Raw genomic sequence first — 14,884 nt, 5'->3', positions numbered from 1 at the left:
ACTTTGCGTGCAGCCTTACGACTGTTTGGCCAGCTTGTGCTCGAGGTAGTGAATGTTCACGCCCCCTTTGCAGAAGCCTTCGTCGCGAACCAGATCGCGGTGCAGCGGGATGTTGGTCTTGATCCCGTCGACCACGATTTCGTCCAGGGCGTTGCGCATGCGGGCCAGGGCTTCGTCGCGGGTCGCGCCGTAAGTGATCAGCTTGCCGATCAGCGAGTCGTAGTTCGGGGGTACGGCATAGCCGCTGTACAGGTGCGAATCGACGCGAACGCCGTTGCCGCCTGGGGCGTGGAAATGCTTGACCGTGCCCGGGCTCGGCATGAAGGTTTTCGGGTCTTCGGCGTTGATCCGGCACTCCAGCGAGTGACCGCGGATCACCACGTCATCCTGAGTGAACGACAGCTTGTTGCCAGCGGCGATGCTGAGCATCTCCTTGACGATGTCGATACCGGTGACCATTTCAGAAACCGGGTGTTCCACCTGAACACGAGTGTTCATTTCGATGAAGTAGAAACGACCGTTCTCGTAGAGGAACTCGAAGGTGCCGGCGCCACGGTAGCCGATGTCGATGCACGCCTTGACGCAGCGAGCCAGGACTTCCTGACGCGCCTTCTCGTCGATGCCCGGTGCCGGCGCTTCTTCGAGAACCTTCTGGTGGCGGCGCTGCAACGAGCAGTCGCGGTCGCCCAGATGGATGGCGTGGCCCTGGCCGTCGGACAGCACTTGCACTTCGACGTGGCGCGGGTTGGTGAGGAATTTTTCCAGATAGACCATCGGGTTGCCGAACGCCGCGCCTGCTTCGGAGCGGGTCAGTTTCGCCGAGGCGATCAGGTCTTCTTCCTTGTGCACCACACGCATGCCGCGACCACCGCCGCCGCCAGCGGCTTTGATGATCACCGGGTAGCCGACTTCACGGCCGATACGCAGCGCCGTTTCTTCGTCTTCCGGCAATGGGCCGTCGGAGCCTGGAACGGTCGGTACGCCCGCTTCGATCATCGCGTGCTTGGCCGAGACCTTGTCGCCCATCAGGCGAATGGTGTCGGCTTTCGGGCCGATGAAGGCGAAGCCGGAATTCTCGACCTGTTCGGCAAAATCGGCGTTTTCCGCGAGGAAACCGTAGCCTGGGTGAATGGCGGTGGCGCCGGTCACTTCAGCAGCAGCGATGATGGCCGGGATGTGCAGGTAGGACTGAGCGGCGGACGCCGGGCCGATGCAGACGGATTCGTCTGCCAGACCCAGGTGCATCAGCTCTTTGTCGGCCTTGGAGTAAACGGCGACGGTCTTGATGCCCATCTCTTTGCAGGCACGCAGAATCCGCAGGGCGATCTCACCGCGGTTCGCGATCAGAACTTTTTCCAACTTCGCAGTCATCAAAGGCTCTCCGCAGTTCAAACGATGGTGAACAGCGGTTGGTCGTACTCAACCGGCTGGCCGTCTTCGACGAGGATGGACTCGATCACACCGCTGGTTTCAGCTTCGATGTGGTTCATCATCTTCATGGCTTCGACGATGCACAGGGTGTCGCCTTTCTTCACGGTCTGCCCGACTTCAACGAAGGACGGCGAGGTCGGCGAAGATTTGCGATAGAACGTACCGACCATCGGCGAACGGGCAACGGTGCCGTTCAACGCTGGGGCGGCAGCGGCAGCCGGGGCGGCGGCAGCGACTGGAGCGGCTGCAACCGGTGCAGCGGCCGGAGCCTGCATCGGTGCTGGCGCGTAGTACTGCTGAGCCGGGGTCTTGCTGTGACGGCTGATGCGTACGGACTCTTCGCCTTCCTTGATCTCGAGCTCGTCGATGCCGGACTCTTCCAGCAATTCGATCAGTTTCTTAACTTTACGGATATCCATGAATCATCAACTCCCAAGGGTCGGTCAGGGGCGTTTAACGCTTGTCGTTCAAGCTGTTGCCTGGTTTTCAAGCTGCTCTAGTGCGGCCTCCAGGGCCAGTCGGTAACCGCTGGCGCCAAGGCCGCAGATCACTCCTACCGCTACATCGGAGAAGTAGGAGTGATGGCGGAAAGGTTCGCGCTTGTGCACGTTGGACAAATGCACTTCGATGAATGGGATGCTCACTCCCAGCAGCGCGTCACGTAATGCGACACTTGTGTGCGTAAAAGCCGCCGGATTGATCAGAATGAAATCCACGCCTTCGCCGCGCGCGGCGTGAATGCGGTCGATCAATTCGTATTCGGCATTGCTTTGCAGATGCAGCAGATGGTGGCCGGCTTCGCGGGCGCGGCGTTCCAGATCCTGATTGATCTGCGCCAGGGTCGTCGACCCATAGGTGCCCGGTTCGCGGGTGCCGAGCAGGTTCAGGTTGGGGCCGTGCAGCACCAGTAGTGTTGCCATCTGCATTGTCCTTGTTATCAATGAGCAGTCGTCAGAACCCGGCGACTATGCCGCAAAGCCTTTATGACTGTCCAGTTCCATGCAAAAGGCCGCACGATGGGCGATGTTTGCGCGAGATATGTGACCGGCTGACCTGATCCGGTCATTTACGGAGATTGGGCGGGCCCCTTCGCGAGCAGGCTCGCTCCCACGGGGCATGCATTCCAAAGTGGGAGCGAGCCTGCTCGCGAAAGCGGTGTATCAGACGCGGAAGGCCTGAACGGCTGTATGCAATCGTCCACCCAACACCAGCAAATTCTCGCCCTGTTCACGTCCCTGACCGATCCGCAGCAAGTTGTCCCCACCCAACAGATGAATGCGCTCACTGTGATCGCGAATCTCGCTGACCGCGCCACTCTGCTGTGCGGTGACCTCGGCAATGCGCACGGCGGTGTCGGCAATGGTTTGAATCGCCCCGACGATCTTGTCCAGCGCGCCGTCCGCCGCTTGCGCCTGATTGGCTGTGGCTTCGGCGTGCTCGACTTGCGCACGCATGCCTTCGACCGATTGGCGGGCGGCGGTTTGCAGCCCGGCAATCAGCGTCTGGATTTCGGCAGTCGCGCCAGCGGTGCGTTGTGCCAGCGAGCGCACCTCTTCGGCGACGACGGCGAAACCCCGGCCCATTTCGCCGGCGCGCGCCGCTTCGATCGCCGCGTTCAAGGCCAGCAGATTGGTCTGGTCGGCAATCGAGCGGATCACCGTCAGTACGCCACCGATGGTTGCTGACTCTTGTGCCAGGTGCTCGATCATCTGCGCGTTGCCCTGAACTTCGCCGACCAGCGCATGCAAACCGGTGAGACTCAAGCCAATCACGCGCTGGCCGTGTTCAACCGCTTGCCCGGCGTGACGGCTGGCGTCGGCGGCCTGCTGCGCATCGCCGGCAACCTGCTGGATGGTCGCCTCCAGCTCGCCGAGCGAGTCACGAATCAGCGCGGTATCGCCGGCCTGGTGCTCAGCGCCGCTGTGCAGGTCGTGGCTCAGTTCGGCGAGGGTGCGGCTGCTTCCCGCCACTTGTTCGGCGTTGCCGCGAATGGTCCCGACCAGATCCACCAGATAGGCGCGCAGGCGGTTGAGCGAGGCTTCGATGTCCTGCAATTCGCGATTGGTCTTGCCCAGTTGAATGTCGCGGCTGAAATCGCCATCGGCCCAGACCGACAGCGCCGGGGCGAGGTGGGTCAGGGTGCGGGCAAGGCGGCGCTGCAAGGTGTCGATCAGCAATGCGATCAGCAGAATCAGACCGATCATCACGCCTTGCATCAGGCGCACTTCGCTCTGGATCTGCCCGTGCTGCGCACGTACCACCGGTTCCAGACCGGCGATGGCGTGCTGCACCGTGGCCAGTTTTTCGTGGGTGGCGGCGCTGAGCTCGGCGCGCTTCTGGATCTGTTCGCGGGTGCGTGCCAGTTCTGCCGGATAACGGCTCAACAAGCTGTTCAACTCGCGCTTGAGAGCGACGCCGGCGTCTTCGGCAGCGGTTTTTTCGGTGTTCTCGATGCCCATCATTGCGGCGAAATCGTCGCTGCTCGATTGATTGTCGGCAACCACGCCGAGCAAGGGCAGGGCATCAATCGCCTGAGCCTGGGCGCGCATGTTGTTCACCTCGCGCTCGACATCGGCGGCCAGTTCACTGCGCCCGCTGCTGACCATTTTGTCTCGCGCCAGCGACAGTTTGCCCAGATGCTGCGAAGCCGCAAGCAACGGTGGGAGATAGGCGGTATTGCCGTTGGCGTACGCGCTGAGCTGGTCGAGGCTGGCGCTCAGTTCACGCTCGGCCTGTAGCAACAGCGCCTGCGGGTCGCCCGCCAGTTTGCCGGCGGCGAGCAAGTCGCTTTTGCTGAACGCTTGAAGGCTCGTCAGGCTCGGTCGCAGGGTGTCGGCGAGGGCTGGCGGCAGTTCACCGAGTTCCTTCTGCACCGCTTCGATGGCCTGGGCGGCGCTGCTCAAGCGCAAGGCGTCGCCATTGGCGAGGTAATCCTCGACATTGCGTGCGACCTCATTCTGCAATTGCTGCGACAACCCCAGATAGCGCTCCATCAACAGATACGGACGCTCCAGCGCTTTTTGCGACCACCACAGCGTCGCGCCGAGTGCCAGGCACACGGCGACGAGCAGCAGGGTATTGAGATTGGTGAGCAACTTCAGGCGCATGACGGCTACCAACGGCAAGAAATGGTAAGCGCCTGAATTTATTGCGGTTCTATTACAAGGTTATGACCGAATCAGTGGATTCCGATGAAAAGGTGGCACTTTGCTTTGAGTGTCGCGCGGTCTGCACCCGATTGCGGCCGGCACCCTTGGCGCGGTACAGCGCCTCGTCGGCCTGGCTGGCCATCATCAGGCTGTCGCAGTCATCGCTCATTTCCACCACGCCGGCGCTGAACGTGCACCACAAATCCTGCGGCTGTGCCGGGTAATGGATTTCGGCGAAGCGCTGGCGAATCTCGTCGAGCACCTTGTGCGCAGCTTCAATATCGGTGTCGGGCATGACAATGGCGAACTCTTCGCCACCGTAACGACCGATGAAATCGGTTTTGCGCAGGCGCTGCTTGAGAAACAACGCCAGGCTCTTGATCACGCGATCGCCCATCGGGTGGCCGTGGCTGTCGTTGACCCGTTTGAAGTGATCGATGTCGAGCATGGCAAAGCTCAGCGGCTTGTTCTCGCGACGGGCGCGGAACGAGCAGTCTTCGAGCAATTGCAGAATGTGTGTGTGGTTGTACAGGCCGGTGAGGCTGTCGCGAACCATCCGCGCCTTGAGGTTACGCGCCCGCGCCGCGCGGTTGCGCACGGTGGTGATCAGGTGTCGCGGCTTGATCGGTTTGGTCAAAAAGTCATCGCCACCCTCGCTCATGGCGTCGAGCTGCTTGTCCAGGTCGTCCTCGGCCGACAGGTAAATGATCGGCACGCTGACGTAGCGGTCGTTGTGGCGAATGACCTTGGCCAGCTCGGTGCCGGTGCAGGCTGGCATGTACATATCGAGAATGATCAGATCGGGCTGGAAATCCGCCAGTTCGGCCATCGCCTGAATCGGTTCGATCAAGGTGCGGGTGACGATCCCGGCGCTGTTGAGCAGGCGCTCGGTGTGCAGGGCCTGGGCGCGCGAGTCGTCGATGATCAGCACTTTATAAGGCTCGTACTGGGCGACGCAGGTCAGCACCTCGATTTTCTCCAGCAGACTCGACGCTTCGAGGGTGCCGGTAAGGAATTCCTGGCCCCCGGCGCGCACGGCGGCGAGACGGGTCGGCGTGTCGGTTTCGTGCAGGCTGAAGAACAACAGCGGCAAGGGTTCTTCCAGACCGACCTGGGCCTCGGCAGCGAGTTTCAGGCCGACCCCGGGGCCGCTGAAGTCGACATCCATGACAATGGCAGCGGGCAAACGCTCGACCATGGATGAACGGAACGCCGCGACACTGTCCAGCGCTTGCGCGCTCAGGCCGAAGAATTCCAGTTGTTTGGCCAGCCGTTCGGCACGGTCGTGATCCTGCAGCATCACGTAGATCGGTTTGCGCAGCGGCGGCAAAAACGTCTGGTCGAGTTGGTCGCCGTGGCGCAGACCGGTGCGCGACAGGCGCTGCATCAAACGATTGAGATCGGTGATCAGGCCGCTGCTGAGGCGGCCGCGATTGGCGTCCACCGCTTGCAGCGACTGGCTGATGTGGTGCGCCAACTGGGTGTGTTCCGGCTGTTCGAAACGCTCGGCAAAACGCAGCAGGCGCAGATTCGCCTCGCTCAGTTCGGCGAGATCGACAGTGGACCACTCACTGCGTTGCAGGCGCTGCCATATCTCAAGAATCTGACGTGCCTGATGAATTACCCGCTGGGCAAAGTGCTGCTTGAGACGCTCACGGCTGGGGTCTTCTGGCTCGGTCATATCCTGACTACTAGTTAGGCTGCATGCTGAGATCGACTGGTGGCTCTATGCTAGCACCTCTTTTCCCTTAGACGAGTGTCGTACGTCAATAATCTGCTGCGCGGTACGATTCAGTTTCTGACCGAGCGGTTTCATTTTCGACCTTTACGTCGCGCAAAGGCCCATGAACCGGAGGCTGCGTCGGTGATGGGCAAACCTCGCAGCGGTGTCTCGAACACGTATTTCGGATGTGTCTGGCATCCCCTCCAGGCGGCGAGCGGCGGTCCGGATATAAGGGAAACCCCTAGTCCGGCGCGAAGCGTCATTCGTCCACACGATTTGCGGCTTATCTTTAGCGGCGGGTGCTAGGCCTTAGCACGATGTTGTATGGTTGTGGTCGAACCGTTGAACCCAAGTGATCGAAAGGATAACGCCATGCTGGACTGGAAAAACCGCGCGGGCAGCGCGCCTGAACGTGCCGCCGAGCCGAAGTCGGCCACCCGCAATTATGTGGGCGGGCTGCTGTTCAGCCGGGCGCTGGCCACGCTGGTTGGCATTTATCTGTTGGTGACCATTGCCCTGGGCTGGTACTGGAGTCAGGAGCCGGAACTGTTTCCCGTCGCGCAAAATGCCCAAGTGGCTGCCGAGAAGGAAGGCAAGCAGATGGTGGTCGGCTACACGACGGTCGAAACCCTGAAGACCGTCGCCGGCACTTTGCTGAACAAACCGGGCGGTTATATTTCCAACGATCGTTTCCCGCCGGGCCTGTGGATGGACAACACGCCGAGCTGGGAATACGGCGTGCTGGTGCAGGTGCGTGACCTGACCCGCGCCCTGCGCAAGGATTTTGCCCGTTCGCAATCGCAGTCGGCCGAAGACGCCGATCTGGCCAAGGCTGAACCGCGCTTCAACTTCGACAACAAGAGCTGGGTGCTGCCGTCCAGCGAGTCGGAGTATCAGGAAGGCATCAATTCCCTGAGTCGCTACCAGGCGCGTCTGTCGGATCCGAGCCAGAAAAACGCACTGTTCTATGCCCGCGCCGACAACTTGAACAACTGGCTGGGCGATGTCGGCACCCGTCTCGGCTCGCTGTCGCAGCGGCTGTCGGCCAGTGTCGGGCGGGTCAAGCTCAACACTGCGCTGAAAACCGAAGTGCCGGCCGTCGGCGAAGTGCCGCAGGTTGACGAAGAAGTCGTCGAGACCCCATGGATGCAGATCGACAACGTGTTCTACGAAGCGCGCGGTCAGGCTTGGGCACTGTCGCATCTGCTGCGTGCCATCGAGGTTGACTTCGCCGATGTGCTGGCGAAGAAGAACGCGACCGTGAGCGTGCGTCAGATCATCCGCGAACTCGAGGCTTCGCAGGAGCCGGTCTGGAGCCCGATGATTCTCAATGGCAGCGGTTTCGGCGTTCTGGCCAACCACTCGCTGGTCATGGCCAACTATATTTCCCGGGCTAACGCTGCCGTGATCGATTTGCGCCAATTGCTCAATCAGGGCTGATACGTGGACCAACAAGCCAGAGAGGCCGAGCACCGCGCCGCTTCGGATGCCGAGCAGATCGCCTGGGTCGACGAGCAGGACAACCTGCTCGGCGCTCTGGTGCGCTCCGATTTGCGTGAGCGCGGGCTGATCGGTCGCGGCACCTACATCATGCTGTTCAATTCCGCCGGTGAGCTGTGCGTCCACCGGCGCACCTTGAGCAAGGCGATTTATCCCGGTTACTGGGATGTCGCCGCGGGAGGCATGGTCCAGGCCGATGAAACTTACGCCGAGTCGGCGGCGCGGGAGCTGGAGGAAGAACTGGGCGTCAGCGGCGTCGAACTCACCGCTCACGACCATTTCTACTTCGAAGACACCGGCAATCGCCTATGGTGTTCGGCGTTTTCCGCCGTGTGGGACGGCCCGCTGAAACTGCAACCGGAGGAAGTCCTCGAAGCGCGATTCATTCCGGTTGAGCAGGTCATGCAGGAAATCACCGAAAAGCCTTATTGCCCGGACTCTCTGGCGGCGTTGCAGCGCTATCTCAAGGCGCAGCAAACCGGCGTCGCAAAGAACATATGAAATGGCGCCGATTGGCACTTAGCAATCGCGATTTTTGCCGTTACACTGCGCGACCTTTTCAAGCTGCACCGGATAGTTTGAGGTTGGCCTGCAGATATTCAGTCCAGCGTTCAAAGCTTTCCGATGCAGTAGCGCTGCCCCTGCCTGAGTGGGGCTTCGCGGTCGCGGACCTTGCCCAAGGTTGCGATCAGTCTTTGTCCTCCCGAGAGGATTGCCGGTGGCCAAGAAAGCCGCATCCTTCGCCGCCCTGGGCGGCCTGGTATTTTCCACCGACGCAGGTCGTCATTGCCCGGAATGCAGCAAGCCGGTGGACGCCTGTATCTGTAAACAAACCGTGATTCCGGCCGGCGACGGCATTGCCCGCGTGCGACGCGAGAGCAAGGGCCGTGGCGGCAAGACGGTGACCACCATCACCGGCGTGCCCCTGGCCGAAGATGCGCTCAAAGAGTTGGCGACAACGTTGAAGAAACGTTGCGGCACCGGCGGGGCGCTGAAGGACGGCATCATCGAAATCCAGGGCGATCACGTCGAGCTACTCTTGGCAGAGCTGATCAAGCACGGTTTCAAAGCGAAGAAGTCCGGCGGCTAGCAGCCTCTGTGAAACCCTCCGGCGGCTTGATCCGGCTTCGAGTGTTCTCGATTCCGGCGTCGTCGCCATGGTTTTCACAGAGCCTGTTCATGAACGGTTTCTAAACTCCACGCAGTCAGTGCGGTCTACCGCCGCACTGACGAACCGTCATTTTCATTCTTTAGACTGCGCCGGCCTGCACCTCAGGCGACGCACTCTGACTTCTTTATAGGGGACTTCGATGTCCGTACGACGCACACGTAAAGACGATGGCAGCCAATGGACAGTTGCGGACAGCCGCAGCGTTTACGGGATCCGCCATTGGGGGGCCGGGTATTTCGCGATCAATGAAGCCGGTCGCGTCGAAGTACGTCCGAACGGCCCGAGCAGCTCGCCCATCGACCTGTTCGAGCAAGTCGACCAACTGCGCAAGAGCGGTTTGTCCCTGCCACTGCTGGTGCGTTTCCCTGACATTTTGCAAGACCGTGTCCGTCAGTTGACCGGCGCTTTCGACTCCAACATCGAACGCCTGGAATACCAGAGCAAATACACCGCGCTGTACCCGATCAAGGTCAACCAGCAAGAAGCGGTGATCGAAAACATCATCGCCACCCAAGATGTTTCCATCGGTCTGGAGGCCGGCTCCAAGCCTGAGCTGCTGGCCGTGCTGGCATTGGCGCCGAAGGGCGGCACCATCGTTTGCAACGGCTACAAGGACCGCGAGTTCATCCGTCTGGCACTGATGGGCCAGAAGCTTGGCCACAACGTCTTTATCGTGATCGAGAAAGAATCCGAAGTCGGCCTGGTAATCGAAGAAGCCGCCTCGCTGAAGGTCAAGCCGCAGGTCGGTCTGCGCGTGCGCCTGTCGTCGCTGGCCTCGTCGAAGTGGGCAGACACCGGTGGCGAGAAATCCAAATTCGGTCTGTCGGCGGCACAGCTGCTGTCGGTGGTCGAGCGCTTCCGTGGCGCCGGTCTCGATCAGGGCATTCGCCTGCTGCACTTCCACATGGGTTCGCAGATTGCCAACCTCGCTGACTACCAGCACGGTTTCAAGGAAGCGATTCGTTACTACGGCGAACTGCGCAATCTCGGCTTGCCGGTCGATCACATCGACGTCGGCGGCGGTCTGGGCGTGGACTACGACGGCACGCACTCGCGCAACGCCAGTTCGATCAACTACGACATGGACGATTACGCCGGCGTCGTGGTCGGCATGCTCAAGGAATTCTGCGACGCGCAGAGCCTGCCGCATCCGCACATCTTCTCCGAAAGCGGCCGCTCGCTGACCGCGCACCACGCCATGCTGGTGGTGCAGGTGACCGACGTCGAGAAGCATAACGACGAAATCCCGCTGATCGAAAACAAGGAAAGCCTGCCGGAAACCGTGCAGTGGCTGGTCGACCTGCTCGGCCCGACCGACATTGAAATGGTCACCGAAACCTATTGGCGCGCCACTCACTACATGAGCGACGTGGCTGCGCAGTACGCCGATGGCAAGCTGACGCTGGCGGAAAAAGCCTTGGCCGAACAATGCTACTTCGCCGTGTGCCGCCGCTTGCACAACTCGCTGAAAGCGCGTCAGCGTTCGCACCGCCAAGTGCTCGACGAACTCAACGACAAGCTGGCCGACAAGTACATCTGCAACTTCTCAGTATTCCAGAGCCTGCCGGACACCTGGGCGATCGATCAGGTGCTGCCGATCATTCCGCTGCACCGTCTCGACGAAGAGCCGCTGCGCCGCGCGGTGCTGCAAGACCTGACCTGCGACTCCGACGGCAAGATCAACCAGTACGTCGATGAGCAGAGCATCGAAACCAGCCTGCCGGTGCACGCGTTGAACGAAGGCGAAGATTACCTGCTGGGCGTGTTCCTGGTCGGCGCCTATCAGGAAATCCTCGGCGACATGCACAACCTGTTCGGAGACACCGACTCGGTGAACATCTACCAGAACGCCGATGGCAGCGTGTACCACGCCGGCATCGAGACCCACGACACCATCGAAGACATGCTGCGTTACGTGCATTTGTCGCCGGAAGAACTGATGACTCACTACCGCGACAAGTGCGCCAGTGCCCGCATCAGTGCCAGCGAGCGCACGCAATTCCTCGATGCTTTGCGTCTGGGCCTGACCCGTTCTTCCTACCTGTCCTCCTGAGGCCAGGTAGCGTCTCCACCGGGTTGTCTGAGAATTTTCCCGATGCTGTGGAAAATTCAGATGATCCGGTGGGACATTTCCCCGTTTTCAAGCGAATTGCTTGGCTACCACAGCCAGCAAAGTCATCTGGTCTGCTTTTCGCGTAGGTCATTTCCTAAGTTGTACTTCGGCACTCTACTCGGCCATGCCTCTCGGCGAGAATCCCCGGCCGCCCCTCCTGTAGAGATCCGCCCATGTTCGATCCACTCAACGAGTCGTTTCGTCTCGATGTAGCGGGCCTGTCCGACCCTTTCGAAGTCCTGGCCTTTACCGGTAGCGAAGCCCTCAACGAACCCTTTGCGTTCGAGGTCGATGTCTTGATCGACGACCCGCAACTGGATCTCGCCGGTCTGCTTCACCGTTCGGCGTTCCTGTGTTTCGGCGCGCCTGGCGAAGGTGTGCACGGTCAATTGCAAAGCCTCGTCCAGCATGAACACGGCCAGGGCCTGCGCTTGAGCCGCATTCGTCTCGGACCGAAACTCGATTGCCTCGGCCTGCGTATCAGTCAACGAATCTTCAGTGGCCGCTCGGTGCCGCAGATCATTGAGCAGGTACTCAGGGAACACGGCATCGTCGGCGCCCAGCGGCGCTTCGAATTGCACGGCAATTACCCGCCCCGGACATTCTGCACCCAGTACCGTGAATCGGATCTGCAACTGCTCCAGCGCTTGTGTGCGCAGGCGCGGATTCACTATTACTTCGAGCATCAGAACAACAGGCATTGCCTGGTGTTCGGCGACGACCCCGCGCGGTTGCCGATGGCCGGTGCCGCGCAGTATCAGGACGAGCATGAGCGCCCGAGTGATTCTGCCGGCATCAGCCAATGGCAGTTGAGCGAGGATTCCCAAGCCGGACTGCACGGTGTGCGGGTCGAGGGTTGCAGTGATCTTGCGCAGTTGCGCAGCGGTCACTGGCTGAGTCTGAGCGGGCATCCGTTTGCGGCATGCAATCGCCAATGGTTGATGACCCGGATCGAACACCGTGGCGAGCAATCCCTCGCGTCGCCTTACAGCAACCGCCTGTTCGGGGCGTTGCAGGTGCCGACGTGCGCCGTGGCCACCGCACCGTCGACGCTGCGCATGCACAGCCTGCAACGGGCCTGGGTGGTGTCAGTCGACGAGCCTCAGCCCGATCGTTGCCGGCCAGTGGCGGTGCAGTTCGACTGGCTGTATCAGGGCGAGGGTGCGGCGCCGAGTCATTGCTGGCTGCCGCTGGCCCCGGCCCTGGAGGAAGGGCCGCCGCTGGCGCTGGCCGACGGTGTTGAAGTGGTGGTCAGCTTTCTTGAGGGCGATCCCGATCAGCCGATGATCAGTGGCATCCTTCAGCCGGCGCTCGGCAGTCCGGGGATTACCGACGATCCGCCGTTGCCGCTGCCGGAGCGTCTGGTGGTGGATGGCCTGCATCCACTGCTGGCGTCTGGCGAGCCGCTGTTGCTGCTGTGTCTGATCCCCGGGGGTGGCAGTTTTCGCCATTGCGCCGAGTCGGTGTGCAGTTGTCGGCTGCTCACCGCGCTTGACCAGAGCGGCGCAAGATGAGCGGCGCGACGCTGCAACCGCTGGCGCAATGGCTGCTGCTCGATGGCCCGGACGCCCCTCAGGCCTTGCGCACATTGCGCGCCGGGTTTACCGCTGTACCGCACTGGCGGCTGTTCGACGGCACCGAATTTCAACCGCTCAGCGAGCATGGCCCGGTATTGGTCGACCTGCGTGAAAGCCCGGCACTGACGGCGTTGTGTCTGCGCGACCCGAACACCTGGCGGGGCCTGTTGCTGATCAGTGAGGTGGCCGCGCAGCCATTGCTGCAGCATCTGCAGCGCATGCTCACGGTCTCGTTCGGCCTGAATCATCGGGCCTTGCTCAGCTATTACAATCGCCAGACCGCGAGCTATTTTTTCGACGCCTGCGATGCCGTGGAGCTGAGCCGCTGGCTCGGGCCGATCCGCCAGTTACGCTGGTTCGGCGGCACCTGGGCCGACCGTGCCATCGGCAGTCAGGGCTGGCAACAGCTGTGCAATCCGCGTTTGGCCGTCGAGCCGCTGGGGATCGAGCAAAGCCTTACCCGCCGTCAGCGTGAGCGTCTGCAAACCTGCTTGCTGGAACAGCACATCTGGCGCTGGTGCCAGGCGCTGGAGACCGATTACGCGGCGATCCGCGCCCATGCGCAGCAAGGCCTGGCGCTGGGCTTCAGCGATCGCGCCATACTCGACGGCTGGCTATGGCTGCGCCTGCTCCATCCGCGTGCCGTGCTGGTGCCACCGCCACCAGGGTTGACTCAGCAGGAGCGGCTGGACCATGTGCGGCGCCAGTGGGGGGCGATAGGCTGAGTCCGGCGCGGGTTCGCCCGTGCGTCAGTGAGCCTTGGCGCTGAACCAGCCGTCGCTGCGCTTGAGCCACCAGGCTTGTGCGCCGAGGGTCAGGCTGCGCAGGACCATGAACAGCAGAAACGAGATCCACAGACCGTGATTGCCCAGACCCTGTAGCGCCCAGGCGAAGGGCACAAGCAGGATCACCGTCAGCAGCATGCCGTTGCGCATTTCCCGGGCGCGCGTGGCGCCGATGAACAGGCCGTCGAGCAGGTAGCTCCAGACCGCAATCAATGGCAGCACGGCCAGGTAGGGCAAGTAGATGAAGGCGGTGTCACGCACGCTCTGGATGTCGGTCTGCATTTCGATGAACAGGTGACCTGCGCAGAGAAACAGCAGGGCGAAACCGAGGCTGGCAATCAGCGACCAGCCGCCCGCGACCACCAGCGAACGGCGCAGGGCGAGGCGATTGCGGGCACCGATGGCATGCCCGCACAGCGCTTCAACGGCGTGGGCCAGGCCGTCGAGGGCGTGGGCCGTGAGCAGCAAACCATTAAGCAGCAACGCGTTGGCGGCCACCGTCGCGTCCCCCAACCGGGCGCCCTGTACGGTGATCAGAAAGAACACCGATTGCAGGGCGAGGCTGCGGATGAAAATGTCCCGGTTCACCGCCAACAGCGGCCGCCAGCTCTGCCAACGCTTCAGCGCCGCCCAGACGATTTGCCCCGGATAGGCGCGCAAGGCTGTGCGCGTCAGCAGCAGGCCGAGCAGGGCGCCGCTCCACTCGGCGATCACCGAGGCGCGAGCGGAGCCGACGACGCCCCAGTCCAGGCCGATGACAAACCACAGATTGAGCGCAATGTTGATCAGGTTGGTGGTCAGCAAAATCGCCAGCGGCGCCCGCGCATTCTGCGTGCCGAGAAACCAGCCGACCAGCGCATAAGTCGCCAGCGCCGCCGGCAGGCCGAACAGGCGAGTATGAAAAAATTCCCGAGTGAGCTGATCCAGCGCCGCCGACGGTTGCATGAAATGCAGCGCGACGCCGCTAAGCGGCACGCCCAGACTGCCCAGCACGATAGCAAGTCCCACCGCCAGCAAAAGCCCTTGCAACAGAATCTGCCGCAACGCCGCACCATCGCTGCGTCCGGCGGCTTGTGCGGCAAACCCGGTGGTGCCCATGCGCAGAAACCCCATGGCCCAGGCCAGCAAGGTGTACAGGCTGGCGCCGACCGCCACCGCACCCAATTGATGGGCGTGGGGCAAGTGACCGATGACGGTGCTGTCGACCAGCGCCACCAGTGGCACGGAAATATTGGAAAGAATCATCGGCGCGGCCAGCGCCCAGACCTTGCGGTGAGTCGGGCGGTCGCGCCAGTCGGCAATCAGAGTGGACATGCAGGCTCCTTGGAGGAGCGGCGATTGTAACGATTCATGCCATTCAATGTGGGAGCGAGCCTGCTCGCGAAAGCGCTGTGTCAGTCAAATCAGCTCTGGATGATCCATCGCCTTCGCGAGC

12 protein-coding genes are annotated in these 14,884 nt (G+C 61.7%); 6 read left to right on the top strand and 6 right to left on the bottom strand.

Annotation, left to right across the window (positions count from 1 at the left end):
* Positions 1 to 15 precede the first annotated feature (15 nt).
* From accC to gcbA, 5 genes are all read right to left on the bottom strand, one after another.
* A complete protein-coding gene (accC, locus tag HU743_RS22250; protein ID WP_186547487.1) occupies positions 16 to 1,371 on the bottom strand; it encodes an acetyl-CoA carboxylase biotin carboxylase subunit in 1,356 nt (451 codons plus the stop codon).
* Between the two features lie 17 nt (positions 1,372 to 1,388).
* The gene (accB, locus tag HU743_RS22245) at positions 1,389 to 1,850 is read right to left on the bottom strand and encodes an acetyl-CoA carboxylase biotin carboxyl carrier protein (protein WP_007914603.1); all 462 of its coding nucleotides are present in this window, start codon (positions 1,848 to 1,850) and stop codon (positions 1,389 to 1,391) included.
* A 48-nt stretch (positions 1,851 to 1,898) separates the two neighbouring features.
* The gene (aroQ, locus tag HU743_RS22240; RefSeq protein WP_186547485.1) at positions 1,899 to 2,351 is read right to left on the bottom strand and encodes a type II 3-dehydroquinate dehydratase; all 453 of its coding nucleotides are present in this window, start codon (positions 2,349 to 2,351) and stop codon (positions 1,899 to 1,901) included.
* 240 nt (positions 2,352 to 2,591) lie between these two features.
* Positions 2,592 to 4,538 (bottom strand): methyl-accepting chemotaxis protein, encoded by a 1,947-nt coding sequence (locus tag HU743_RS22235; RefSeq protein ID WP_186651253.1) that lies wholly within the window; start codon positions 4,536 to 4,538, stop codon positions 2,592 to 2,594.
* Between the two features lie 52 nt (positions 4,539 to 4,590).
* Positions 4,591 to 6,261: a diguanylate cyclase GcbA gene (gene gcbA / locus HU743_RS22230; RefSeq protein WP_186547481.1), complete on the bottom strand. Its 1,671-nt coding sequence runs from the start codon at positions 6,259 to 6,261 to the stop codon at positions 4,591 to 4,593.
* Between the two features lie 414 nt (positions 6,262 to 6,675).
* Between gcbA and HU743_RS22225 the strand changes: the two genes are divergently transcribed.
* The 6 genes from HU743_RS22225 to HU743_RS22200 all read left to right on the top strand — a co-directional run bounded on the left by HU743_RS22225 (position 6,676) and on the right by HU743_RS22200 (position 13,389).
* Positions 6,676 to 7,743: a DUF2333 family protein gene (locus tag HU743_RS22225; protein ID WP_186547478.1), complete on the top strand. Its 1,068-nt coding sequence runs from the start codon at positions 6,676 to 6,678 to the stop codon at positions 7,741 to 7,743.
* A 3-nt stretch (positions 7,744 to 7,746) separates the two neighbouring features.
* Positions 7,747 to 8,304 (top strand): NUDIX domain-containing protein, encoded by a 558-nt coding sequence (locus tag HU743_RS22220; protein ID WP_186651251.1) that lies wholly within the window; start codon positions 7,747 to 7,749, stop codon positions 8,302 to 8,304.
* A 217-nt stretch (positions 8,305 to 8,521) separates the two neighbouring features.
* Positions 8,522 to 8,893 carry a translation initiation factor Sui1 gene (locus tag HU743_RS22215; RefSeq protein WP_007914613.1) on the top strand — a complete coding sequence of 124 codons (372 nt, stop codon included), beginning with the start codon at positions 8,522 to 8,524 and terminating at the stop codon, positions 8,891 to 8,893.
* Between the two features lie 220 nt (positions 8,894 to 9,113).
* Complete coding sequence (gene speA, locus HU743_RS22210; protein WP_186632384.1) at positions 9,114 to 11,027, top strand: arginine decarboxylase; 1,914 nt, start codon at positions 9,114 to 9,116, stop codon at positions 11,025 to 11,027.
* 233 nt (positions 11,028 to 11,260) lie between these two features.
* Positions 11,261 to 12,601, top strand: a complete 1,341-nt coding sequence (locus tag HU743_RS22205) for a contractile injection system protein, VgrG/Pvc8 family (protein WP_186651249.1) — start codon at positions 11,261 to 11,263, stop codon at positions 12,599 to 12,601.
* Positions 12,598 to 13,389 carry a DUF4123 domain-containing protein gene (locus HU743_RS22200; RefSeq protein WP_186651246.1) on the top strand — a complete coding sequence of 264 codons (792 nt, stop codon included), beginning with the start codon at positions 12,598 to 12,600 and terminating at the stop codon, positions 13,387 to 13,389. The genes HU743_RS22205 and HU743_RS22200 overlap by 4 nt, the downstream gene beginning before the upstream one ends.
* A 24-nt stretch (positions 13,390 to 13,413) precedes the next feature.
* On the opposite strand, the gene HU743_RS22195 is transcribed toward HU743_RS22200, so the two are convergent.
* Positions 13,414 to 14,763: an MATE family efflux transporter gene (locus tag HU743_RS22195; RefSeq protein ID WP_186651244.1), complete on the bottom strand. Its 1,350-nt coding sequence runs from the start codon at positions 14,761 to 14,763 to the stop codon at positions 13,414 to 13,416.
* Positions 14,764 to 14,884: the final 121 nt, after the last annotated feature.

This window comes from Pseudomonas sp. SWRI99 (genome assembly GCF_014270125.1).
GTDB lineage: Bacteria > Pseudomonadota > Gammaproteobacteria > Pseudomonadales > Pseudomonadaceae > Aquipseudomonas > Aquipseudomonas hamedanensis.
Note: the sequence above shows the minus strand (reverse complement) of the source record. Positions and strands in the feature narration are given on the sequence as shown.